This is a genomic window from Mycobacterium mantenii (assembly GCF_001667865.1).
Taxonomy (GTDB): domain Bacteria; phylum Actinomycetota; class Actinomycetes; order Mycobacteriales; family Mycobacteriaceae; genus Mycobacterium; species Mycobacterium mantenii_A.
In genome coordinates this window covers 61,066-83,315 of record NZ_LZJP01000054.1, presented here as the reverse complement: position 1 = coordinate 83,315, position 22,250 = coordinate 61,066, and the positions used below count along the sequence as shown (strand labels likewise).

Sequence of the window (22,250 nt, the reverse complement as noted above, 5' to 3'; positions counted from 1 at the left end):
TGCTGTGTGTCTTGCTGTGCAGCGGTGCGCTTTTGGCGGCCTTTGACGGCCCCGCCAAGATTGGAAGGGAACCGAATGTTCTCACCTCGAAGGCTGGCCGTCCCCATCATGGTTGCCGCTGCACTCTTCGGTAGCGCCGGCATTGCCGCGGCCACCCCCCAAGATGACGCATACCTCGCGCAACTGCGTGCCGTCGGCCTCACGTGGCCGCCGAAGACGGACGAGGCACTCATCGCCGAGGCGCACGACGTGTGTTACGACCTCACTTGGGGTTGGACGCCCCAACAGATCGCCGACGACCTGCACGCCCGCCTGGACACGAAGGGCGTGACGTTGCTGGACGTCGGGAGTCTGGTCAACGCCGCACACTCGATCTACTGCCCCGGCAATGTGTGCGACGCCCCGAGCCTTTGCACCTAGACAGGCAGGGCTCCCGGTAGAGGGGCGATAAGTGGCTGTAGCGTGACGGCCGTGAACTTTTCCAGGATGTATCCCTGCGCCGCGCTCGCGGCCGCTGTCGCGGCAACCGTCATGACGTTCGCCGGCGCGGGCACGGCCACCGCGGCCGGATCATGCCCGACCGCAGCACCGCAGAACGGTGCGACGCCTGACTGGACGCTGAGCGGTACCACCGGCAGCGTCGCGGTCACCGGATCCACGGATACCACCGCGCCGCTTGTGAAAGTGACCGCACCGTTCAGCGTGAGCCAGACCCAGGTGCATACGCTGCACGCCGGGGATGGGCCGGTGGTCTCGAACACCGCCAGGGTCTCCGTCTGCTACATGGGCGTCAACGGACGTGACGGGTCCGTCTTCGACAGCAGCTACCAGCGCGGCGCCCCGGTGGACTTCCCCCTTACCGGAGTGGTGCCGGGCTTTCAGAAGGCCATCGCAGGGCAAAAGGTCGGGTCCACGGTCGCCGTCGCGATGGTCCCCGCGGACGGCTACCCCGAAGGCCAGCCCAGCGCTGGAATTCAGCCAGGCGATTCGCTCGTCTTCGCGATCAAGATCCTCAGCGCCGCGGGCTAAGTCGACCCGCCAAATCCCTTGCGGCGTAGGTCAATCGGCCAACGGCGCGAACATGAGCGCGGGATCGATACCTAGTTGTCGGGCGACGTCAGTGGTGTCCCAATATTCTCGCCAATGGGTGATCGCACCGTCGCGAACCTCGAAGAGCGCCGTGACATGGAATGTGACGGCGACGCCGTTCATGGCGTTCACGTCGACCCGCTCGACGATGACGGTGTCGGTGTCGGACACGATCGTGCGGATTTCGCTCCCCTCGATCATGCCGGTCGACAGCGTGTTGTGCTTCTCGAGTTCCGCGCGCGCCGCGTCGCGTCCCCGAACGACCGGTGACAGCGGCACGTGGAGTTGCCAGACGAAGTCATCGGCCATGAGCGCGGTCATGGCGTCGACATCCATGCTCTGGCCGTAAGCGGCATGTATGAAATCGACCACGATCTTTTCGTTGTCGTTTTTGGTCGCAACGCTTTTCGCCATCTCGTTGTCCTTCAGGGGTCCTTCAGGGGTCATTGCAGTTCGCTATTCGTCGAACTGTAGATGGCTGACCCTGGAATAGGCGCCGTTGCACGAAGCGCTTAATGCACGTTCAGGGACGAAGCAGCGTGATGATGGTGACGTCGTCGTCGGTGTGGCCGGCGGCCATCGCCGTCCAGATCTGGGACGCCGCCATGTCGCCCGCCCGGCCGAGGGTCTCGGCCAACAGGTCGAGCCCGTCGTCGATCGATTCGCCGCGGCGTTCCACGAGACCGTCGGAGAACAACACCAGGCCGTGTCCGGGGTCGACGGTGAATGCGCTGGGCGCGTACGTCACACCTTTGACGCCGATCGGCGGCGAGAGCTTGATCGGCGCCGGGACCGCCCTCGCCAAGGAGTTCGTCACGTACGGCATCAAGTGGCCCGCGGACGCGGCCTCCACCTGACCCGAGCCGAGATCGACCCGCGCGGCGATGACCGTGGCGAACGCGCCGCGCAGCATGTGCAGGCAGAATTCGTTGAGCTGTTCCAGCGCCTCGGCGGGTGCGGCGCCGGCGAACAACTGGGCGCGCAGGGCGTTGCGCAACGCCGCCATGGTGCCGGCCGCGGCGATGCCATGCCCGGCGACGTCGCCGATCAGCACGATCAACCGGCCGTCGCGGAGCTCGAACGCGTCGTACCAGTCACCCCCGACGTTGTCGCCCGCCGCCGGTTCGTAATGCGCGGACAGGTGCCAGCTGTCGAACGTCGGGATCGATTCGGGCAGCAGGCTGCGCTGCAGCGTCTCGGCCACTCGCAACGCTCCCCGGGTGCGGCGATACAACGATTCGACCAACTGACGCCGCAACGATTCGGCGGATTCGGTCTCGCTCAGCGACCACGGTTCACTGCGCTGGTGAACGATCTCGCGCCACCGGTCGAAGGATTTGCGCGGGCTGAGCCGAAGCTGATCGTCCTCGTTGACCGCGATCGCCTTGTTGTACGGGTCGCCGCCCCAGTCCACCGAGCGCAGCACCTCCCGCCGGAACCAGATGGCGTACTGGCCGTCGGGCAGATTGAGCACCAACGCGCCGGCGGCCACCTGCGGATCGAGATCGAGTTCGGGCAGCGCGCGAGACAGGCATTCGCTGGAGGCGATCTCGTCGTCCGCGTCACGCGCCCAGGCGGCGACGGCGGAGACGATTTCCGGCGGTGGAACCGAGCCACGCATGCGGAGGTCACCCCCGATGTTGACGATCACGCCGTCGGCGGGCACCAGGTCGATCAGGTCGGGCGCGCCGAGCAGCGACTCCGACAGCGGCTCGCTGTCATCCAGCGCGGCGGCGGTGAGCTTGGCGAGGATGGCCTGCGCGGCCAGCCGCTTGTGGAGTTGCTCGTCCTCGAAGCGGTCGACGAGTCGCAGCGACAGGGTCGAGCCGAGGAACTCCGCCGCCGCCCGCGTGCCGAACGGCGGCAGGTGCGGACCGGCGTAGTGGTGGCAGGCGATCAGCCCCCAGAGCCGCCCCTGGCGAAGCAGCGAGATCGACATCGATGCGTGCACACCCATGTTCTGCAGGTATTCGATGTGAATCGGCGAAACGCTGCGCAACGTGGCATACGTGAGGTCCAGTGGCGTGTTGCTCGCCGGGTCGATGCCCGGCATCAGCGGCGCGGGCGTGTAGTCGACGTCGGAGATCAGCCGAATCCAGTTCTTCTCGTACAGTGCGCGCGCCTGCGCCGGGATGTCGGTCGACGGGTAGTGCAGGCCGAGGAAGGAGTTGAGGTCGTCGCGCTTGGACTCGGCGACGACTTCGCCGTTGTATTCCTCGTCGTAGCGATACACCATCACCCGGTCGAACCCGGTCAGATCGCGGACGGCGCGCGCGGCGGTGGCGTACAGCTCGGTCAGCGTGGAGGCGCGGTTCAGCTCCTCCACCGCGCCGCGGACCGACTGGTAGGTGTTCGGAAAGGAGAACGGCCGCTCGCCGTAGGCGATCTCGAGCTCCACCAACAGCACACCGCCCGGCTCACGGTGCAGGATCGCATCGAAGGCCCGCGGCTCCCCGGCGACCTCGATGGTGAACTCGAGCGGGTTGTTTTGGCGCAGCCGGCCGAAGCTCGCCGCCGCTCGCTCGATGCGGGCGGCTTGTTCGGAACCGATCAGTGCCGACAGGTGCTCGCCCAGCACAGCCTCGACGGGACGACCGAGCAGGTCGGCGACGTTGGCGCTGACCTGACGCACCTGGAACGCGGGCTCGTGCACGACCGCGAGCACACCGCGCGGCTGGATGCTGCCGGGAATGTGGATCGGCTCACGCGCACAGTTGTCCAGGTCGATCGGAGTGCCGGTCGGTACGAGATTGTCGACCGGATCCGGGGGTGCCGATGGCGGGAGGCGCCGCCCGTCGCTGGTCACGCGAGGGGCTTTGTCGGAGGAGTGAGGGGTAGCAGCCAGATCTCCAAGCTATCAATGTATGTCGGCATTCTGGACCAGGTCAGCCGCGGTTCGCATGTTCAGGCAGATTCGGCTGCCTCTGATTTTCCAACGCGCTCAAGAATTTTTCCCCTCCGGCTGCGGTACTCCGGCTACGGCTCCGTTGCATAGGCCGCAGTCACCGCCCCTGTTGCAAGCACCAATGTAATCTGAGCAGCTAATGTGCTCGATCGCCGTCCCGACAAGCCGCCGTCTGTCGGTGGCGATGAAGGAGGGCTCGGCGGCCGAACACGACGCCGCGGAGCAGAGCCCATTCATGTCCGAGTTGCTCGCCGGCCGGATCGGCGCGGCGGGCTATTCCGACTATCTGCTCCGCCTGCGCGTGGTGTACGCCGCGCTGGAGGATGCCGTGCGGGCCCGCCGTGACGATTCCATGGTCGCCGCCGTGTACGACCCGGCGCTGGAGCGCCTGACGGCTATCGACGCCGACCTCGAACACTGGCTGCCCCGCGGTGCCGCGCGCGAGGTCGACTCCCCCGCGGCCGCGGCCTACGCAGAGCGACTCGGCGCACTCACGTGGGGTGGTGCGCTGGTGGCCCACCACTACACGCGCTATCTCGGAGATCTCTCCGGTGGCCGGGGCATCGGGAAAATCCTGGATCGCGCGTTCGATCTGCACGGCGCCGGCCTCGCATTTTACGAATTCTCGGTGCGGCCCAAACCGTATAAGGACGCCTATCGGGCTCGCCTCGACGCTCTACGCCCCGACGCCGGCGAAATCGACCGCATCGTCGGTGAGGTGAAATATGCCTTCGGCCTGAACCAGGCCATCTTCGATGAACTCGCCGACAGCATCGCGGATCAGCGGCGGTGAATCACGCCTGGGCGAGCCCGGCCGATCGCACCCGTTGCCGCTGCGGGTGAGTCTGGGGCTCCTCAGACTTGGTTGAAGCCGCCGTCGGCGGTCACCGTGGATCCGGTGGTGAAGCTGGACAAATCGCTGGCCAAAAACACTGCGGCATTGGCGATCTCGGTGGGATCGGCGAAGCGGCCCAGCGGGATCGTGGCGATGCGGCCGGCGCGGAACTCTTCGATTGATGCCCCGGGATCGGTCTGGGCGGCCAATGTGTCGCTGCCGGGGGTGGCCGTGGATCCGGCGACGACGACGTTGACCCGGATGTTGCGGCCGGCGAGCTCGTTGGCCCAGGCGCGGGCCAGCGATCGGACGGCGGCCTTGGTGGCGGCGTAGATGCTCAGCCCGGCGCGGCCGCGGTCGGCGGTCGTGGATCCCGTCAGAATGATGGAGGCGCCGTCGTTGAGCAGCGGCAGCGCTTTTTGCACTGTGTAGACGACCCCCTTGACGTTGGTGGTCAGCAGCGCGTCGAGGTCGTCCTCGGCGATCTCCCCCAGCCGCGCCACCCGGGTCGATCCGGCGTTGGCCATCACGACGTCGAGGCCGTTGCCGGCGGCCGCGACCTCGGTGTAGAGCCGGTCCAGGTCGCCCGGCGTTCCGACGTCGCCGCGCACGGCAATAGCGCGCGGGCCCAAACTCCTTGCCGCATAGTCGAGTTCGGTCTGACGACGACCCGTGATGAACACCCGGTCGGCACCTTCGGCGAGAAACCGCTGTGCCGTGGCCAGCCCGATGCCCGAGTTTGCGCCGGTGATGACAGCGGTCTTGTGGTCAAGCAATCCCATTCAGTTCTCCTGAGGTTTGCGGGCGGTTTCGGTGAGCTACTCCACCGGTATCCCGAAACTGATGAGTCCCGTTGCGGGCTAGGCTATTTGGCCGGCGTCACTCGTTGCCAGGTCAGGCGCCCCCTTCGGAGTTTGCCTTTGATGAGCACGGGCTCGACGGGGCCGAGCTGCAAACGGTCATCGCCGACTTGGGCTGCGCGGTATTGTGTTCCGCCGATCCAGTTCGGCAGCAGACTGACGTCGACGTGGTGGGCGATCGTGCCGTTGTCGTGGACGCTGTACGGGCCCGTGTAGGCCATATACCCCCTGGCCGCCGCGGCCAGTTCGTCGTTGTCGGCGACCTGAAGATCGCCAGAGGCAAACGATGCCCGGCCGGCACGCATGATCTGGGCGGACATGTATCCGTCGGCGGTATACATGATGATTCCGCGGGCGTCCGAACCCAGCGGGTAGCGCACGTTTGAGCCATCCACATCGGAGCTTTCGTAGCATTCCAACGTCCAAGCCCCGATGAGATATTCGCGTAGGTCTTCCTTGCTGAGTGCGGTCATTGCCGGCGGCCCCTGTGTGATGTGCAGTCGCCGCGTAACCTCAACCGCGGCATCGAGACACCTGTGCGCCGTCGACGCCTCGATAATGCCGCGCCGCGCCGGTGTCGGCACCATGGCCCCCGGGTAAACACCGCGGGGCGCGCGATCCTCCGCCAGAGCAATGACTTTCGGCACTAGATCGGTGCGGCGTTCGCGGTTTGGCTGGCCTGGGTAAGCAGCAGGTTTCCCAACGAGGGAGGCCCAGGAATGGCAGTCAACCGTGCGCGCCGGATGAGACGAGCCTCGCCGGTGTGGGCCATCTGCGTCGTCCTGACCGCCCTGCTGAGCCATGTCGTGCTGCCGGCACCGCAGGCGTCTGCCGACTGCACCACGACCGCCGACGACGACCGTTACGTCACCTTGCTGGCCGAAAAGAACATCGTGCATGCGGCCGGTTACACCGATTGCCACGTGAGCGCCGAGGGACGGTGGTTCGCCGATCAGGTGCGAGCGTCACCCGATCCGTTGGGCACTGCCCGTTCCCTGGTCCGGACGGTCATTGCCGGAACACCGTTGAGCGCTGAGCAAGCCGAGTGGGAGGTCGCGGCCGCGATTTACACCTACGCCCCGGAGATGATCCCGGTGATCATGAATCAGGGCGCGGGGCCAGCGGCCTAGGCGCTTGCTGGGCCGGCGGCGCGGGTCAAATTCCGCAGCCACTTGGTACCTGCCTAAGCCTATTATTTCGGTAACGCATCGAGGAGCGGCTCAATGATCACGAAGGTACTGATCGGCGGGGTCATCGCCGTTGCGGCCGCCATGAGCGCGGCCGCTCCGGCGACGGCGGACCCCTCGACCACGACGACCTGCAGCTGCCAGCCACCGGCTCGGGGGGCCGGCACTCCCGCGCCGAGTTCCGAGCAGCTGGACCAGGGTCTGCGGCACGCTCTGTCCGAGCTGCAAGCCGGCCACCAGTAGCCGGAAGGCCGCCTCCTCGCCGGATCCGGCGACATCCGCGCCGTTCCGGCGGCCCGATGGGATGGGGCGCCACGGGACACCAGATCCCTCGACCAGACACGCGCGTGCCTGACTCGTATTGTCATGCACCATGATCGCCGCTTTGATCTCAGTGCGCCGCCCGTTGCGGGTGGCCGCCGGATCCGCGCGCTAGGCCCGGTACAGGCGCGTGGCGGCTCTGGCACTGGCGCTTGCCGGACTGGCGTTTCTCGACTCGCTCAATGTGCTCAACGTCGGGGTGGTCTCGGCCGTCATTTTCGACAGCCGGCTCGGTCGTCGGTCGCCGGTCCCCGGCGCCCTGAGTTACGTCGCGGGCGTGTTCGCGGTGACCACCACGTTCGGCGTGTGCACCGTGCTGGGCATCGGCTTCATCACCGAGGTACTCGACTTCCACCTCACACCGGCCATTCGCTTCCGGGGCGAACTGCTGCTAGGGGCCGTGCTGGTCGGTTTGGCCTTCTTCCCGCTGACCGCGCAGTCGTCGGCACCGGGCTGGGCGCTGGCGGCGATGCGGCAGCGGCCGTGGCTGCTCGGATTCCTGGGGCTGGCGGTGGGCAGTGGCCAAGCTCCGACCGCCGTGCCGTACCTCACCGGCCTGGCGATGCTCGCCGCCCTGCATCCGCGACCGCCGCTCTGGCCGGTGGTGATCATCGTCTACTGGGCGATCGCCCTCTCGCCGCCGTTGCTGATCCTCACTCTCTCGATGAGAAAAACCATGCGAGCCAAGCGCATTCAGCGCGGTATCGTGCGCACCCTCACCCGCTACGGCCCGATGTCGGTGCGGCTGTTGTTCCTGGTCTTCGGAACCGGGCTCATCGCCGATGCCTTCGTCAATCACAGCGCGCTGTGGTGAGGCGCCACAACTTCTCATGCCGTGCACAGCGAGCTGCATTACCTTGTCGCGTGTGACCGATCGTCAAGAACGCGCGATGTCCTTCGGCTCGATCGCCGAGGACTACGACGCGCTGCGGCCGCACCCGCCGCGGCAGGCGGTGGACTGGTTGCTCCCATCCGACTGCGCGGTGGCCGTCGACGTCGGTGCGGGCACCGGCCTGTTCACCCGCACGCTCGTCGGGCGAGCGGCGCAGGTCGTCGCCGTCGAGCCCGACGCGCGGATGCGCGCGGTGCTGGCCGAGCGATCCCCCGGGGTTCGCGCCGTGGAGGGCACCGGTGAGGCGATTCCGCTGCCCGAGCATTCCGCGGACGCGGTGTTCGTCTCGTCGGCGTGGCACTGGATGGACCCCGCACGTGCCGTTCCGGAGATCGGCCGGGTGTTGCGCGACGGTGGACGGTTCGGGCTGATCTGGACCAGTCGAGATCGCGATGTGGACTGGGTGCGCGACCTCGACGTCCTGCCCGGCGACGACACGACCGAGTTGGATGCGCCCGACCGTTTCCGCCGGCGCCACGAGAACGTCGTGCTCCCGGATCCGCAGATCTTCCACAACGTCTCCCGCGAGACGTTCGCATTCGTGCGGAGGATGACGATCGACGATGTGGTCGCGATGCTCGCCACCTACAGCCGGGTGATCATCACCTCGCCGGACGACCGCGCCCAGCGACTCGCCAACGCCCGCGCCGTCTTGGCCGACCGCTTCTCCGGCGCCGAGGCGATCGACGTCCCCATGCAGTCTCGGTGCTGGCGCGCCGACCGCATCGCCCGCGGCCGCTAGGCCGTTCGGCTCGGTCCCATTTGTTGGATCTCGTAGACAGCGTGGGGTTAAGCGCGTAACTTCTGCCGCATTCACGTCAGGAGGAGAAGCATGTCGGTGCAATCGGTATTGGACGAGGTCCGCGCCCGCCCCGGAACCGGCGACGTGATCCCGATCTTCGATCCCTCCACCGAGGAACAGATCAGCTCGTTCACCGACTGCGGAACCGAAGCCGTCAATGAGGCGGTGGCGCGCGCGAAAGCCAGCGCCGAGTCCGGGATCTGGTCCGGAAAGCCCGACTACGAGCGCGCCAAGATCCTGTGGCGCGTCGCCGACCTGATCGACGAGAACGCCGGGCTGCTCGCCGAGCTCGAAATGCTCAACGCCGGAATGTATCCCGCTCAAGCGGAGATGCAGGTGAAGATCGGCGCCGAGTGGTTCCGCTACTACGCCGGCTGGTGCACCAAGATCGACGGCATTGCGCGCGATGTGAACACCGGCGGCCTGACCGGCGTCGACTCGCACATGCACACCTACACGGTGCGTGAGCCCTACGACGTGGTTGGGCTGATCTTCCCGTGGAACGGCCCGGTGTTCAACTTCTGCGCCAAGCTCGCGCCGGCGTTGGCGGCCGGCTGTAACAGCGTCGTCAAACCCGCTGAGGAGACACCACTTTCGGCCCTGGTCCTGATGCGGTTGCTGGCCGAGGCCGGGGTGCCCGACGGGGTGGCGAACCTGGTCAACGGTTACGGGCACACGGTCGGCGCGGCCCTCACCGCGCATCCCGACGTGGAGAAGGTCGCCTTCACCGGCTCGACGGAAGTCGGCCGCGCAATCGTGCACGCCTCGGCCGACAGCAACCTGAACAAGGTGACCCTGGAACTCGGCGGCAAGTCACCGGTGCTGATCTTCGACGACGCCAAACTGAAGAAGGCGATCCCGATGTCGGCGTTCGGCACGTTCGTCCACTCCGGGCAGGCCTGCGTCTGCGGTTCGCGCATCCTGGTGCAGCGCGGCGTCTACGACCAGGTCGTCGAGGGCATGGCGATGGTGGCCAACGCTATGAAAATGGGCGGCCCCAAAGAAGAGGGCACCATGAGCGGCCCGCTGATCAGCCAGAAGCAGCTCGATCGCGTGCTGGGTTACCTGGAGCAGGGCAAGTCCGACGGCGCGGAGATCGTCACCGGCGGGTACCGGCTCGATCGCAAGGGCTACTTCGTGCACCCGACGGTCGTCACCAACGTTGATCCCGAAACCAGCCGGCTGTTCCAGGAGGAGATCTTCGGGCCGGTCGTCACGATCCTGCCGTTCGACGACGAGGACGAGGCCGTCGCGTTGGCCAACAACAGCACCTACGGTCTGGCCGCCACGGTGTGGACCAAGGACCTCGGCCGCTCCCATCGGCTGGCCAAGCGGCTCAAGGCCGGAACCGTCGGGCTCAACTGCGCCTTTCCTTACGACCACTCGATGCCGTTCGGCGGCTACAAGCAGTCCGGCTGGGGCCACGAGTCCGGCAAGGCCGGCATCGAGACCTACCTACAGACCAAGGTCGTCTGGGCGCAGATGTAGCGGCCTCAGGCCTGGGGTCCGTCCGATGGTGGCCAAGCCGTCCCGGGCGACGCCTCGCCGGGGCTTTCGAAATCGCCGCGGGACAGCGGCACCCACCGTTCGCTGGGGGCGGGCTGCTTGGATGACGGAAAGTCGCGCAGGCTGCCGCTCGGCTTGGCGTCCCACTTGGCGAACGTCAACGGTGTCTGCAGCCAGGCGTGCAGAAGGTTGTAGGCGGCTTCCAGCGAATCGATGTGGGTGCGCTCCCAGCCATGACTGCCGTCGAGCCCGAAGCCGACCAGCGCGGCGCGGGTGTTGGCCCCGGCCTCGATAGCCGCCGCCGCATCGGAGCGGTAGTAGCGAAAGATGTCGCGGGCGAACGGGATTCCCTGGTCTTGTGCGAGCCGGCAGAGTTTGCGGGTCAGGTGGTAGTCGAACGGGCCGTGCATGTCCGCCATCGGGATCGTCACGCCGTCCTCGAGGGAATGCTGGCCGGGCGCGCACACCGCGTTGTCCACCGAGACCAGCTCGGCGACGTCCGCGGGCAGGCCGTGGCTGGCCCCGTGGCCCACTTCCTCGGTGATGGTGACCATGATCGTGGTGCGGTGCGGCAGCACCACCTTGTTCTGTGAGAAGTTCTTGGCGAGGGCGAGCGCGATGGCAACGCCCGCCTTGCCGTCCAGGTGCCGGGAGACGATGAAACCGTCGGCGGTGAGCTCGGGGCTGGTGATCAACGCAACGAAGTCACCGACTTGCAGGCCGAGCCGAACCAGGTCCTCCCGCGTGGACACCCTGCGGTCGATGCGGACCTCGACGTGCTTCCAGTCCGTGGGTTGTGTGTCGATTTCGTCGCCGAATGCGTGCCCGCTGGCCTTGAGCGGCATGACCGTGCCGGTGATGAACTCGTCCGGGTCGTCGATGAAGATGCGCACCCGGGCACCGGCGGCGAACCGCGCCGAAAAGGTGCCGACCGGAACGATTTCGAGGCGCCCGTTGTCCTTGAGCTCGCGGACCATGCAGCCGATGGTGTCGGAATGGACCACCACGGCCCGGTCGGTGGTCGCGGACGCACCCGCGAGTTCGGCGGTCAGCGCGCCGCGCCGGGTCAGGGTGAACGGCACCCCGAAGTCGTCGAAAATGTCGCCGATCAGCTGCATCACCGCGTCCGTGCGTCCCGACGGGCTCGGGGTCTGCAGCAGTGCGAGCAGCGTGTCGATCATCCACGCGCGGTCGGCCTCGGCCATGGCCGCGGTCTGGCCCACGTCATCTCCTCTCGAGTCGTCTCCGAACGCGTTCAACCTACCGTGTGGCCGGCACCCAACGCCCGTCGTGGGCGGCCGCCGTGCACCCGCCGCGGCGCGCCCGATATGTCCGCAGGCCCTAGGAAGCGGATTCCAGCTCGGAGATCAAATCCGCGAGGGTGAGGATGCGCTGGGCATCGCGGACGTGCAAGCTCTCGATCATGCGGCCATCGACCGTGATAACGCTGGTTCCCGCGGCCCGCGCCTGCTCATACGCCGAGACGATCTTGCGGGCATCCTCCAGCTCTTTGTGTGACGGACCGAACAGCTCGTTGGCGGGGGCGATCTGCGACGGGTGGATTAGGGTCTTGCCGTCGAATCCCATCTCGCGGCCCTGCCGCGCCTCGGCCCGGAATGCGCCCTCGTCGGTGATGTCGTTGAACACGCCATCCAAGATCACCTTTCCGGCCGCCCTCGCGCCCAGCAGCGCCAGGCCCAGGGCGGGCACGGCGGGCGCGCGACCGGGGACGTGCAGGCCGTGCAGCTCGTTGACCAGATCGTTCGTACCGACCACCAACCCGGCCAGGCGATCGCTGGCCGACGCGACCTCCTCGGCCCGCAGGAAGGCCCGGGGTGTTTCGATCATCAGCCACAGCTGCATCGACTCCGGCGCTCCCAAGGTGTCCAGCTTGGTGGCCAGCGCTTGAACCTGTTGACCTGTCTCGACTTTCGGCACCAGCACACCGTCGGCGGACGATCCGGCCACGGCGGCCAGGTCGTCGTCGTGCCAGTCGGTGTCCAGGCCGTTGATACGCACCACGACCTCGCGGGGCCGGTAACCTCCCGACGAGATCGCCTCGCACACCGTCGCCCTCGAATCGGCCTTCGCGTCGGGGCCCACCGCATCCTCGAGGTCGAAAATCAGCACATCGGCCGGCAGCGTCCTGCCCTTCTCCAGTGCGCGTGGCTTGTTACCGGGCAGGTACAGGGCGGATCGGCGCGGGCGCAGGGTCGGTGCCATGAGGTGCTTCACTTCCTGTCGTCGAGCTCGGCGGGGTTAACGGTCAAATGCCTGCGGGTGTGTGGTGCGCTCGGCATAGGCAGAAAGTACCCTTCGGTACTGGTGGCCTAGTCGCCGGTGGTGAACCGCACCGAGGGCGAATTGGCCGACGCGGTGGGTGGATCCCGGAAGGGGAAAACGAATGTCTTCAACTGATTCGGCGCGTACCGAGGGCGACAGCTGGGACCTGGCCTCCAGCGTGGGCGCGACGGCGACGATGGTGGCGGCATCCCGGGCGCTGGCGTCCCGCGACCCCGACCCACTGCTCGATGACAGGTTCGCCGAGCCGTTGGTGCGGGCCGTCGGGCACCCCTTCTTCACCCGCATGCTGGATGGCCAAATCCCGCTCGACACCGATGACATGCCGATGACCCTGCAGCAGCGGCGCGAGCAGATTACGGTGCGCACCAGGTTTTTCGACGACTTCTTCGGCGCGGCCACCGCGGCCGGGATCCGGCAGGCCGTCATCTTGGCCGCCGGGCTCGACGCGCGGGCCTATCGGTTGTCGTGGCCCGCGGGCACCGTGGTTTTCGAGGTCGACCAGCCAGAGGTCATCGCCTTCAAGACCGACACGCTCGACCAGATCGGTGCCGAGCCGACCGCCGATCGCCGGACCGTCGCGATCGATCTTCGCGATGATTGGCCAACGGCGCTGCGCCACAGTGGCTTTGACAGCAACTCCCCCACCGCATGGATCGCCGAGGGCCTGCTGCCCTATCTACCGCCCGAGGCTCAGGACCGGCTGCTGGACAACATCACCGCGCTCAGCGCGCCGGGCAGCCGGCTGGCCACGGAAAACATCACCGACATGAACGTATTCACCGACGAACGGGCCCGGGCGATGCGCAGCGCCTGGCGTCAGCACGGACTGGACATCGACGTCGCCGAGCTGGTCTGGCTCGGCGAGCGGCGCCCGGCCGCCGAACACCTGGCCGGCACCGGCTGGAACGTCAACCGCCACCCCACCGAACAGGTCTATGCCCAATACGGATTCGTGCTGCCCGACAACGAAGTCCTCAAGCACTTCCGGCACGCGGTCAGTTACCTCAGTGCCGAATTGGGCTGAACCCGAGGTGCTTTCGCGGCGCTTCCGCTAGGACCTGGCCTCCCGCCACTCCCGCTCGAACGGCAGTCGCCACGCATTGGGCGCGATCAATTGATGGATGGCGTTGGGTCCCCACGTGCCCGGCTGATACAGCTTGGCCGGCGGCGGATCGGTGAGGAGATCTTCCGAACGCTCCCACAATGATTCGATGCCTTCGGCCGTATTGAACAGCGTGTGGTCGCCACGCATCGCATCGAGGATCAGCCGTTCGTAGGCCTCCAGCACATCCACGACGGTGTCGATCTCCTGTGAGGAGAACTGCATCGACAGCTTGTCCAGCTTCATCCCGGGGCCGGGCCGCTTGCCGTAGAAGGACAGCGAAACCTTTGAGTTGTCGGCAAGATCGAACGTGAGGTGATCGGGACCCTGGGTCCCGACGCCGGATCCGGGCGGGAACATGGTTCGCGGCGCCTCTTTGAACGCGATGGAGATGATGCGGATTCCCTCGGCCATCTTCTTGCCGGTGCGCAGGTAGATGGGCACCCCGGCCCACCGCCAGTTGTCGATGCCGACCTTGAGCGCGATAAACGTCTCGGTGTCGGAATCCTTTGCCACCCCTTCCTCGTCGCGGTATCCGTTGTACTGACCGCGGACCACATTGGACGGTTTGACCGGCAGCATCGACCGGAACACCTTGTTTTTCTCTTCGCTGATGGCAAACGGTTCGAGCGCCGTCGGCGGCTCCATCACCACGAACGCCATCACCTGAAACAGGTGGGTTACCACCATGTCCTTATAGGCGCCGGTCTCCTCGTAGAAGTTCGCCCGCTGGTCCAGGCCCAGCTCCTCGGGAATGTCGATCTGGATATGGTCGATGAAGTTGCGATTCCAGATCGGCTCGAACAGGCCGTTGGCGAAGCGGAACGCCAAGATGTTCTGCGCGGCTTCCTTGCCCAAGAAGTGATCGATACGGAAAATCTGTGATTCCTCGAAGGTTTCGTGCACGAAGTCGTTGAGCGCCACCGCGCTGGCCAGATCGGTGCCGAACGGCTTCTCCATCACCACCCGTGAGCGTTCCACCAGCTTGGCGTCGCTGAGCATGGTGATCACGGCGCGTGCCGCCTTGGGCGGCACCGACAGGTAGTGCAATCGCCGGACATTGGGCCCCAAGTTGTCCTCGGCCTGCGCCACCGCCTCGGCCAGCGCTTCGGGCCCGGCGCTCTGTGGGACGTAGCGGACGATATCGGCGAAGTTCGCCCACTGTTCGGGCGTGAGCTTGTGGGTGCCGAAGGAATCGATGGCCTCTTTGGCGATTTCCCGGAATTCGTCCTGACTCAGGTCTTCCAACGACGTGGCGACAATCTGGATATTGGGCGCCAATTCGGACTGGTCCAGGTACGCCAGGCCGGGGATCAGCTTTCGTTTCGCCAGATCGCCCGTCGCGCCGAAAAGGACGATGACGTGCGGGTCGAGCGGGTCGGAGTGGTGGCGACGCGGGCGGGCGTCAGCACCCGGGTAAGCGATGGTCTGGGGTTTCTCGGTAGCCACTCTTGCGATACTTCCACCGCAGCGGCGCTGTGTCTCGTCCGTTCCGGGGGCGGCGGGGTCTGGTTAGCGAACGCGCGATCGGGTATTGAATAGCGGCGGGGCCCCGGCGCTGGTGCCGGTCGTCCGCCACCCAGGCCAATGGAAAGCGATATGACCAAACCCGACAAAGACCCGCTGAGCCGCGCTCAGGAGCTGGAACACATCGTCGATCAACTCGAGGAGAAAGTTACCGAGGAAAGCGAGGCCGAAGGCGTTCCCGGTAACCGCAGCGACCGGGAACAAGCGGATGTCCGAGGCTCGGCTAACGAGCCGCCGGACTGACGGGTCGCCCGGACTGGACAGCATCATCCGCTCGGCAGGTCGACGGAGTGCGCCCGCAGCGCCGCCAGCAGCTCGGGTCTCGGCCATTCATTGGCGCGGTAGCGGACCGGATTGATCCCCGAAACGGGAAGGATGCCCACCGCGTCGACGACCGTCGGGAACGGGACGGTGAACTTGTCGTTCGACGGGTCGCCGGCCAAGAAGGTCACGTAGTCGGTCTGCGGCAACTCCCACGGCGCGCCTTGCCCCCACACGGTCGTGGTGCGCGGGCCCCAATCCGTCTCGACCATCTGCGCATCGCCGACGTGCTGCGGGAACAACTCACGCGCGTAGTGCGCCCGCAGGAATTCGGTCTGATGGTTGTATTCCCTTGTGGCCAAAAGGGTTCGAGCCCGTAACGCCAACTCGCGCAAGGGGTGCGGGCCAGCCTGATCGAACGGCGCGATGATGCTGCCCTCGATCGTGTAGCCCTGCGGCGAGATGGGTTGCTCGGCACCGAGATACATCCGCTCGGCTGCCTCGAAGAGCTCTGCGGCGTCGTCGGGCGCGTCGGTGCCGAGCAGCAGAACGCCGTCACCGGGGAAAAACACCAGCGGACGGGGCGCGCCGGGCACCGCGAGCGAACCCAGCCATCCGGCGGCGAGGATCAGGGAATCGATATAGGTGTCGCCGTCCGCGTCTTTCAACAGCAGCTGCTCGCCCGGCGCGAAGACCTGCTGGCGCGCGGAGAGATTCTCCCTGGCCACCGCGAAGGCCTGATCACCGGTGATGGCCCAGGCATCCGTTTCGGCCGGGGTCACCATTGCCCGGACCGTGGGCAGGTCGACCACAACCATCTCGTTGATGAACGGGAACACCGGGCGGACCCAGGGCTGAGCCCCGGTGTTGACCAAGTGGTTGACGTAACTTTGTGGGCGCAGCACAGGCCGGAGCAAGGGTTGAGCCTCGGCCCAATTCACGGGCGGTGTCGGGGGTTGGTCGGTTGCCATGTCCACGGTGCGTGCTTCCTGCTCTTGAACAGCGAACACGCACGTTACACCCTGTGCCACCCGATACAAGTCACCCTTTTTCCTGCGCGCATGCTCCTCACGTCGCGGCGGCGGGCGGCCCGAACCAGGTGGCGAGGGCGTCGCCGAGCGCCGGGTCGGTTCGGGTGCCCACCCACGCGACGTGTCCGTCCGGCCGGATCAACACCGCCGGTGGTGCGCTCACCGGGCCCAGCACCGGAAGCGCAATCGGGTCAACATGATTCGCGTCAATCACGCGCACCCGGTCCGTCCAGGGCCCGATGTCGGTGCGGCCGCTGAACTCGAGCAGCAGCGGGCGCGCATCGCGCATCAGGTCGAACACGCGCAGCGGGCCGTCGGCGGTGACCAGGTCCAGGTCGGGCATCCGGTGCCCCACCAGCGGGTGCCCCGCACCCAGGTCGTAACGGATGTCCAGCCCGGACATCATCGCGGCGAAGCGTTTGCGGGGTCCGTCCATGCCGAGAAGGTCGGACACGGTGTCGCGCAGCGCCTTCGTGCGCTCATCGGGGCGCATCAGCGCCATCTGCGCCAACGCGTTGCGCAGCACGCGCTGCGCGACCGGGTGGCGTTCGGCGTGGTAGCTGTCGAGGAGGGTGTCGGGCGATGTCTTGTTGACCACCTGGCCGAGTTTCCAGCCCAGGTTCACCGCGTCCTGCACGCCGGTGTTGAGGCCCTGGCCACCCACCGGGTGATGGATGTGCGCGGCGTCGCCGGCGAGCAAGACCCGTCCGCGCCGATAGGCCGCGGCCTGCCGCGCCGCATCGGTGAACCGGGAAATCCAAGTGGGGCTGTGGATTCCGAAGTCGGTGCCATATACGGCGACGAGTGCCTCACTCAGGTCGTGCATCGTGGGTTCGGTGGCGGGTCCGAGGTGGCGCTCGGTGACCATGACCCGCGCCGGGCCGCCCTCCTCAACGGTGGACAGGGCATGGACGCCGAGCGCGTCGTGGCGGATGCCCCACTGCGGGGTTGGCCCGGTCGCGACATCCATCTGGACCTCGGCGAGTAGGTAGCTCCTCGTCGGGTCCCACCCCGGAAACGCGATACCGGCCGCCTTGCGGATGACGCTGCGTCCGCCGTCGCACCCCACGAGATACTGCCCGTGCATCACCCGGCCGTCGGACAGGGTGACGTCGACGACGTCGTCGTCCTGCGCGAAAGCCGCGACCTCGGCGCCGCGATAGATCGGCACGCCGAGTTCGCCGACCCAGTCGGCCAGTATCCGTTCGATCTCGTTCTGCCACAGCGCGAGTCCGTAGGGGTGCCGGGTGGGAAAGTCGCTGATGTCCAACCGGATCTGGGAGAAGCCGGCGACCTGCGCCACCTCGCCCTGGGACAGGAATCGATCGGCGATGCCACGCTGGTCGAGAACTTCGATGGTGCGGGAATGCAGACCGCCGGCGCGAGCACCGATCAGGTGCTGGCTGGTGCGGCGCTCGACAATGGCGGCGTCGGCCCCCGCCAAAGCCAGTTCGCCCGCCAGCATCAGCCCCGTCGGGCCACCACCGGCGATGAGCACCGCATGCTCGACGTCGCCGCGCGAGCTCCCCGAGAATCCCGAAACATCCACTTCGCCACCCCGATTCGGCCGAATTCTGGTTGAGGACAGCGATTTTGCATCATCCCCCGGGCCTTGCGGCAAGACCCCCGTTGCGCTATAGGTTGAAAGTGGCGGGGGGAATCGTTCACAAAGCGTCGCGCACGGCGTCGATCGCGCGATAGATCCGCTGCTCGCTGACCGGGCGGGGCGTGCCGAGTTGCTGGGCCCACAGGCTGACCCTGAGTTCCTCGATCTGCCGGGAGATATCGCGCACGCCGGCGGCCGTCTTTGCCGGCTGCGGCAGCTCGCGCACCAGCTCGTCGTAGGCGTCCTGCACGGACAGCACTCGCCGCATGCGCTCCCGATCGGCCTGGATCCCGTGAGCCAAGCCGTCGAGGCGGCGACGGATTCCGAGCAGGTAGCGAGTGAGGTCGGCGAGGTGCGCGGCGCCGGTGGAGGTGACGAACCCGGCAGGCAACAGCCGATTCAGCTGGGCACGGATGTCGGCGATCGCGTCGGCCTGCGCGGGCGGCGGGTTTTCCGGCACCAGGAGTTGGACCTCCTGAGCGGCGGCCAGTACCTTCTCGACGCGGTGCACAATGTCGACGGTGGTGGGCAGCAGGGACTTTCCTGCCCGCTGTTGCAGCGCGACGAACTCCGCGCGGGTCCATACCGGCGCGGCCACGAGGGCGTCGGTCGCGGCGTCGGCGCAGTCCTCCAGCAGCGCGATCAGGTCGCCGTCCGGGTTGCTGCCGAGAGCCAGCCGGGCACGCGGATCAAGTTGACGCGCAATAGCTTTGACCGGTGATGCGACGCTGAGCCGCACCAGCCGCCGGATGCCGGGTGCCATTGTCCGATCCTGCTCCGACGACGTGGCGAACACGCGGAGGTCGACGCCGGCACCCGAGTCGACGAATGCCGGAAAGCCCCGCACGGTGCGTCCATCGATGGTGCGTTGCACCACGCGCGGCAGTTCGTCGAGGTCTTCGGGCCAGGCCCGCAGCCCCGTCCGCTCCAGCTCGCCCGCCACCGCCTGCGCGACGGCCTGCCGGGCCGGCGTGGTGAGCCGTTCCTGCAGTACCCCCAGATCCTTGCCGCGGGCCACCTCGGTGCCGTCGCCGGACTCGACCGCGAACGTGACCCGCAGATGCGATGGCAGCTTGTCCAGGTCGAAGGCGTCGACCGGCACCAAAATGCCGGTGCGACGGCGTAGTTCGCGTTGCAGCGCCGGCAGCAGTGGCTCACCCTCCGGGTCGATTGCGGCCAGCACCGCGCGGGCCGTGTCGGGGGCGGGAACAAAGTTGCGGCGCAGGTCTTTCGGCAGCGAGCGGATGAGCGCCGTCACCAGCTCCTCGCGCAGCGCCGGGACCTGCCAGGCGAACTCATCGCCGCCCAGGCGGGCCAGCACGTCGATCGGCACATGCACGGTGACGCCGTCGTCGGCGGCGCCGGGCTCGAACCGGTAGGTCAGCGGCAGCGCGACGTCGCCCGTCCGCCATGTGTTCGGCCGGTCCGTGTCGGCGGTCTCGTCGGTGCGCAGCAGGTCGGCGCGGGCGAAGGTGAGCAGGTCCGGTGTCTTGTGTCGCTGCCTTTTCCACCAGGAGTCGAAGTGCCGCGCCGAGACGACATCGGCGGGAATCCGGGCGTCGTAGAGCGCATACACGTCGTCATCGCCGACCAGCAGGTCGCGGCGGCGGGCCCGCTCCTCCAGCTCCTCGAGCTCGGCCCGCAGCCGCGCGTTGTCGCGGAAGAAGTGATGGCGGGTGTGCCATTGCCCTTCGACCAGCGCGTGGCGGATGAACAATTCCCGCGCCACCACCGGCTCGATGCGGGCGTATCCGACGCGGCGGCGCGCGACGAGCGGCAGCCCGTACAGCGTCACCCGCTCGTAGGCCAGCACCTCGCCGCGGGCGGCGTCCCAGTGCGGTTCGCTGTAGTTGCGCTGCACCAGGTCGCCGGCGACCCGCTCGACGACCTCGGGCTGCGTGCGGGCCGCCGTCCGCCCATACAGCCGGCTCGTCTCGACCAGCTCCGCGACGACGACCCAGCGTGGTGGCCGTTTGGTGAGCACCGAGCCGGGCGCCAGGACAAAGTGCGAGTTGCGCGCGCCCAGGTACTCGCGGGTGTCTTCGCGGCGCATTCCCACGTGCGACAGCAGCCCCGCGAGCAGCGCCGCATGTACCCGCGCCGGATCGGCCGGCTCATCCGACGATGCGTCTTCGACGATGCCCAGGTCGCGGGCGATGCTGCGCAGCTGCCCGACCAGGTCCTGCCACTCGCGAATGCGCAGATAGTGCAGGAACTCCGAACGGCACATCCGGCGAAACGCATTGCCGGATAAGGACGTCCGTTGCGCACGCAGATAGCGCCACAGGTTGAGGTAGGACATGAAGTCGGAATGCTCGTCGGCGAAACGGGCGTGCTTTTCGCGGGCCGCCTCCTCGCGGTCGCTTGGCCGCTCCCGCGGATCCGGGATCGTCAGCGCCGCGGCCAACACCAACATTTCGCGCACGCACCCCTCGGTCTGTGCCTGCAGAATCATCCGGCCCAGCCTCGGATCGACGGGCAGTCGTGCCAGGCGTCGACCGAGATCGGTGATCGCACCGTGGGAGTCGAACGCGCCGAGTTCGGCCAGCAGCTGCGCGCCGTCGCGGACGCTGCGCCGATCCGGCGGATCGAGGAAGGGAAACTCTTCGATGTCGCCGAGCTGCAGGGCCGCCATCTGCAGCAGCACGGCGGCGAGGTTGGTCCGCAGGATCTCGGGGTCGGTGTAGCGCGGCCGGGCCGCGAAGTCCTGCTCGGAGTAGAGCCGGATGCACACGCCGGGGGCGACGCGGCCGCACCGGCCGGCCCGCTGCGCGGCCGACGCCTGCGAGATGGGCTCGATCGGCAGCCGCTGCACCTTCAACCGGCGGCTGTAGCGCGAAATGCGGGCATTGCCCGGGTCGATGACATAGCGGATCCCCGGGACGGTCAACGACGTTTCGGCGACGTTGGTCGCCAGCACGACGCGGCGCCCGGTGTGTGGCGCGAACACCTTCTGTTGTTCGGCGGTGGGCAGCCGGGCGTACAGCGGGAGCACCTCGGTGTGCTTGAGGCCGCTCAAAGCCTCTGCGGTGTCGCGGATTTCGCGCTCGCCCGAGAGAAAGACCAGGATGTCGCCCGGCGGCTCGGCCTCGAGTTCACCGATGGCGTCGACGATCGCCTCGACCTCGTCGCGGATCTCGGTGCGCACGATCTCGTGGTCGGGGTCGTCGGGATCGTCGTCGGAGGCGGACGGCACGGCGACCTCCAGCGGCCGGTAGCGCACCTCGACCGGATACATCCGTCCGGACACCGCGATGATGGGCGCGTTCTCGAAGTGCGCGGCGAAGCGCTGGGGCTCGATCGTGGCCGAGGTGATGATGACCTTCAGGTCTGGGCGGCGCGGCAGCAACTCGCGCAGGTAGCCGAGCAGGAAATCGATGTTGAGGCTGCGCTCGTGGGCCTCGTCGAGGATCAGCGTGTCGTAGCGCAGCAGGCGGCGGTCGCGCTGGATCTCTGCGAGCAGGATGCCGTCGGTCATCAGCTTGATCAGCGTGCGGTCGCTGACCTGGTCGGTGAACCGCACGGTATAGCCGACGGCGTCGCCGAGCGGGCCGCCCAGCTCGTCGGCGATGCGCTGCGCGACGGTACGGGCGGCCAGGCGGCGGGGTTGGGTGTGCCCGATGGTTCCGCGGATACCGCGGCCGGCCTCGAGACAGATCTTGGGCAACTGGGTGGTCTTCCCCGACCCGGTCTCCCCGGCGATGACGACCACCTGATTCGCCCGTATAGCTTCGGCGATTTCCCGGCGGCGCTCGCTGACCGGCAGCTCGGGGTAGGTGACCGTGGGCACGGCGGCCTGCCGGGCGGCGACGACCTGGTGCGCTGCGGCGATCTGTTCGGCGAGCTGCCGCAGCTTTTCGGGCGGGTTGCCGCGAAGGTTCTTCAGGCGCCGGCCGATGCGGGCGGCGTCGCGCAGGGGTACACCGTCGAGCTGTTTGCGCAGCTGCGCTGCGGACGGTTCGGCCACCCCGCACAGAATAGGCACTCGCGCGACCGCGACCGCACCGCCTCGAGGTGACCGG

General features: G+C 67.4%; 20 protein-coding genes. 10 read left to right on the top strand and 10 right to left on the bottom strand.

What is annotated here, in order from left to right:
- Positions 1–75: 75 nt before the first annotated feature.
- Positions 76–420: a DUF732 domain-containing protein gene (locus A5688_RS08990; protein WP_207546627.1), complete on the top strand. Its 345-nt coding sequence runs from the start codon at positions 76–78 to the stop codon at positions 418–420.
- A 66-nt stretch (positions 421–486) separates the two neighbouring features.
- On the top strand, positions 487–1,029 hold the full coding sequence (locus A5688_RS08985) for an FKBP-type peptidyl-prolyl cis-trans isomerase (RefSeq protein ID WP_242660297.1): 543 nt from the start codon (positions 487–489) through the stop codon (positions 1,027–1,029).
- Between the two features lie 30 nt (positions 1,030–1,059).
- Here A5688_RS08985 and A5688_RS08980 read toward each other — a convergent pair whose 3' ends face one another.
- Complete coding sequence (locus tag A5688_RS08980; protein WP_242660295.1) at positions 1,060–1,536, bottom strand: limonene-1,2-epoxide hydrolase family protein; 477 nt, start codon at positions 1,534–1,536, stop codon at positions 1,060–1,062.
- A 76-nt stretch (positions 1,537–1,612) separates the two neighbouring features.
- On the bottom strand, positions 1,613–3,895 hold the full coding sequence (locus A5688_RS08975; protein ID WP_067911244.1) for a SpoIIE family protein phosphatase: 2,283 nt from the start codon (positions 3,893–3,895) through the stop codon (positions 1,613–1,615).
- A gap of 238 nt (positions 3,896–4,133) precedes the next feature.
- Here A5688_RS08975 and A5688_RS08970 point away from each other — a divergent pair, with 238 nt between their 5' ends.
- The gene (locus A5688_RS08970; RefSeq protein ID WP_067831610.1) at positions 4,134–4,787 is read left to right on the top strand and encodes a heme oxygenase (biliverdin-producing); all 654 of its coding nucleotides are present in this window, start codon (positions 4,134–4,136) and stop codon (positions 4,785–4,787) included.
- 62 nt (positions 4,788–4,849) lie between these two features.
- Here A5688_RS08970 and A5688_RS08965 read toward each other — a convergent pair whose 3' ends face one another.
- Together A5688_RS08965 and A5688_RS08960 are read right to left on the bottom strand one after the other, a co-directional pair.
- Positions 4,850–5,611 (bottom strand): SDR family oxidoreductase, encoded by a 762-nt coding sequence (locus tag A5688_RS08965; RefSeq protein WP_067831612.1) that lies wholly within the window; start codon positions 5,609–5,611, stop codon positions 4,850–4,852.
- 83 nt (positions 5,612–5,694) lie between these two features.
- Positions 5,695–6,276 (bottom strand): lipocalin-like domain-containing protein, encoded by a 582-nt coding sequence (locus A5688_RS08960; RefSeq protein ID WP_242660296.1) that lies wholly within the window; start codon positions 6,274–6,276, stop codon positions 5,695–5,697.
- 132 nt (positions 6,277–6,408) lie between these two features.
- Here A5688_RS08960 and A5688_RS08955 point away from each other — a divergent pair, with 132 nt between their 5' ends.
- The 5 genes from A5688_RS08955 (at position 6,409) to A5688_RS08935 (ending at position 10,379) form a co-directional block, all read left to right on the top strand.
- Entirely contained in the window at positions 6,409–6,819 is a 411-nt protein-coding gene (locus A5688_RS08955; protein WP_067911251.1) for a DUF732 domain-containing protein, read from the top strand.
- A gap of 93 nt (positions 6,820–6,912) precedes the next feature.
- A complete protein-coding gene (locus tag A5688_RS08950; RefSeq protein ID WP_067831618.1) occupies positions 6,913–7,119 on the top strand; it encodes a hypothetical protein in 207 nt (68 codons plus the stop codon).
- Between the two features lie 208 nt (positions 7,120–7,327).
- The gene (locus tag A5688_RS08945; RefSeq protein ID WP_067831620.1) at positions 7,328–8,011 is read left to right on the top strand and encodes a GAP family protein; all 684 of its coding nucleotides are present in this window, start codon (positions 7,328–7,330) and stop codon (positions 8,009–8,011) included.
- A 52-nt stretch (positions 8,012–8,063) separates the two neighbouring features.
- Positions 8,064–8,831, top strand: coding sequence for a class I SAM-dependent methyltransferase (locus A5688_RS08940; RefSeq protein ID WP_067911254.1), 768 nt, complete (start codon positions 8,064–8,066; stop codon positions 8,829–8,831).
- A 90-nt stretch (positions 8,832–8,921) separates the two neighbouring features.
- Positions 8,922–10,379 carry an aldehyde dehydrogenase family protein gene (locus tag A5688_RS08935; RefSeq protein WP_067911258.1) on the top strand — a complete coding sequence of 486 codons (1,458 nt, stop codon included), beginning with the start codon at positions 8,922–8,924 and terminating at the stop codon, positions 10,377–10,379.
- 5 nt (positions 10,380–10,384) lie between these two features.
- On the opposite strand, the gene A5688_RS08930 is transcribed toward A5688_RS08935, so the two are convergent.
- Positions 10,385–11,620 (bottom strand): osmoprotectant NAGGN system M42 family peptidase, encoded by a 1,236-nt coding sequence (locus A5688_RS08930; RefSeq protein ID WP_067911261.1) that lies wholly within the window; start codon positions 11,618–11,620, stop codon positions 10,385–10,387.
- A gap of 118 nt (positions 11,621–11,738) precedes the next feature.
- Positions 11,739–12,620: an HpcH/HpaI aldolase/citrate lyase family protein gene (locus A5688_RS08925; RefSeq protein WP_067831727.1), complete on the bottom strand. Its 882-nt coding sequence runs from the start codon at positions 12,618–12,620 to the stop codon at positions 11,739–11,741.
- Positions 12,621–12,801: 181 nt separating this feature from the next.
- Between A5688_RS08925 and A5688_RS08920 the strand changes: the two genes are divergently transcribed.
- Positions 12,802–13,725: a class I SAM-dependent methyltransferase gene (locus A5688_RS08920; protein ID WP_067911264.1), complete on the top strand. Its 924-nt coding sequence runs from the start codon at positions 12,802–12,804 to the stop codon at positions 13,723–13,725.
- Between the two features lie 27 nt (positions 13,726–13,752).
- Here A5688_RS08920 and zwf read toward each other — a convergent pair whose 3' ends face one another.
- The gene (gene zwf / locus A5688_RS08915) at positions 13,753–15,252 is read right to left on the bottom strand and encodes a glucose-6-phosphate dehydrogenase (RefSeq protein ID WP_067831630.1); all 1,500 of its coding nucleotides are present in this window, start codon (positions 15,250–15,252) and stop codon (positions 13,753–13,755) included.
- Between the two features lie 138 nt (positions 15,253–15,390).
- Between zwf and A5688_RS26795 the strand changes: the two genes are divergently transcribed.
- On the top strand, positions 15,391–15,573 hold the full coding sequence (locus tag A5688_RS26795) for a hypothetical protein (protein ID WP_082951132.1): 183 nt from the start codon (positions 15,391–15,393) through the stop codon (positions 15,571–15,573).
- A 23-nt stretch (positions 15,574–15,596) separates the two neighbouring features.
- On the opposite strand, the gene A5688_RS08905 is transcribed toward A5688_RS26795, so the two are convergent.
- From A5688_RS08905 to hrpA, 3 genes are all read right to left on the bottom strand, one after another.
- Positions 15,597–16,568 (bottom strand): hypothetical protein, encoded by a 972-nt coding sequence (locus tag A5688_RS08905; RefSeq protein WP_067911267.1) that lies wholly within the window; start codon positions 16,566–16,568, stop codon positions 15,597–15,599.
- Between the two features lie 91 nt (positions 16,569–16,659).
- The gene (locus A5688_RS08900; RefSeq protein WP_278184193.1) at positions 16,660–18,171 is read right to left on the bottom strand and encodes an FAD-dependent monooxygenase; all 1,512 of its coding nucleotides are present in this window, start codon (positions 18,169–18,171) and stop codon (positions 16,660–16,662) included.
- A gap of 115 nt (positions 18,172–18,286) precedes the next feature.
- Complete coding sequence (gene hrpA, locus A5688_RS08895) at positions 18,287–22,195, bottom strand: ATP-dependent RNA helicase HrpA (protein ID WP_067911270.1); 3,909 nt, start codon at positions 22,193–22,195, stop codon at positions 18,287–18,289.
- Between the last annotated feature and the right edge of the window lie 55 nt (positions 22,196–22,250).